Annotated in this window: 2 protein-coding genes; one reads left to right on the top strand and one right to left on the bottom strand. The window is 70.6% G+C overall.

The window, feature by feature from the left end; translation table 11 throughout:
* Nucleotides 1-300, top strand: a 300-nt coding sequence (locus tag Q7W29_09115; GenBank protein ID MDO9171977.1) for a zinc-dependent peptidase, incomplete at its 5' end; no start/stop codon positions are given.
* A gap of 52 nt (nt 301-352) precedes the next feature.
* Here the strand turns inward: Q7W29_09115 and Q7W29_09110 are convergent.
* The coding region (locus Q7W29_09110; GenBank protein ID MDO9171976.1) for a DUF349 domain-containing protein at nt 353-1,376 on the bottom strand (1,024 nt) is incomplete at its 5' end.

Here is a 1,376-nt window from a genome sequence, read left to right as displayed (position 1 = left end):
ACCCCGGATGGCGCACCCGCGATGACCCAGGGCTTGTGGGGTTCGGCCCATTCGGCCCAGGCCAGACAACACTGGCGCCGGACCATGACCGAGGCCTACACACAGTTTCGAGAAGCGCTGACCCTCGCTGAACGTTTTGGCGGTGAACGCCCCTGGCTGGACAGTTATGCCGCCAAGGACCCGGCCGAGTTCTTCGCGGTGACCTGCGAGGCCTACTTCGTCAACCGCGAGCGCTTCGCCCTCGAATGCCCGACCCTGCTACCGCTGTACGACGGGTTCTTCCGGGCCCACCCGCCGTAAACGGCCACCGCCCACCTGGCCAGGCAGGCGGTCGCCCACGCCTCAGTGCCTCTCAACGCTTGAGAAGGACCTTGAGCGCGTTCTGCAGGCGGCGCGCAGCGCCAGCGTCAAAATCACCGGCCAGCACGCGGGACACATCCTGGGCCCAGGTATCGGCCGGCGCGGCTTCGTGGCGGCGCGTGAGCAACTGCAGTTGCAGCATGCGGCGGGCATCCAGCAGTTCGGCCGGCGTGGGCACTTCGGCCGCCATCTCCAGGCGCAGCAAGGCATCGGCAGGCACCGCGGCGGGTGCCCCCCCGTTCAGGCTCTGGGACCACGCGCTGCGGGTTGCCGCGTTGACCCGCGAACCCAGCGCCTGCGCCGTCGGCAACTGCGATGCGTCGCGCTGTTCCCAGGCGGTCAGCAGCTGGGTCAACACCTCGCCGTGCGCCTGCGCCGCGAGCTTGCGAAGCGCCGCTTCGGCGTGTTCGATCGCCTGACGCTGGGCACGGAAAGCGGCATCCCCCAGGCGCGGGCCCCGCGGCTCGCGGTCAAACCGTTCGCCGCCGCGCCCGTCGCGGGCATCTCGCCCGTCCCCACGGCCGCCAAAACCACCCCGTGCATCACGGCTGTCGCGGCCCGGAGCCCCCCGTCGGTCATCACGTCCGGCGGGTTCGGTCTTTTTCATGCCCGGCCGGTCGTCGCCACGCACCGCCACGATCTTCTTGGGCGGGGCGGCAGGCTTGGCGGGTGCCGGGGCCTCCGCCGCGGAGACTTCGCCCTCGGCATCGGCCGGCGCAGAACCATCTGCTGCCGGTGCCATCAGTGGTTCTTCTGCCTTCACGTCCGTGGCGCCGGCCTCGGCAGGCGTGGCAACGGCATTCGACCCGCCACGAGCAGGTTCAGCCGCTGCCTCCGCCTGACCACGCAAGGCGGCTTCCAGCGCCGCCATGGCGGTGCGAATCTGCTGGGCGTCGCCGCTCGCGCTGGCGGCATCCACCGCTTGCGACGCCTCCAGCACGCGCTGGTCGTGGGCATTGAGTGCCGTGGACGCCTTCTCGCGCTCGCTGCTCTTGCGGGCAAAGGCTTCGTCAATG

Source organism: bacterium, assembly GCA_030654305.1.
In the GTDB taxonomy this organism is placed as follows: Bacteria; Krumholzibacteriota; Krumholzibacteriia; order LZORAL124-64-63; family LZORAL124-64-63; genus PNOJ01.
The sequence above is the reverse complement of the archived record's forward strand: the minus strand, read 5'-3'. Positions and strand labels throughout refer to the sequence as shown.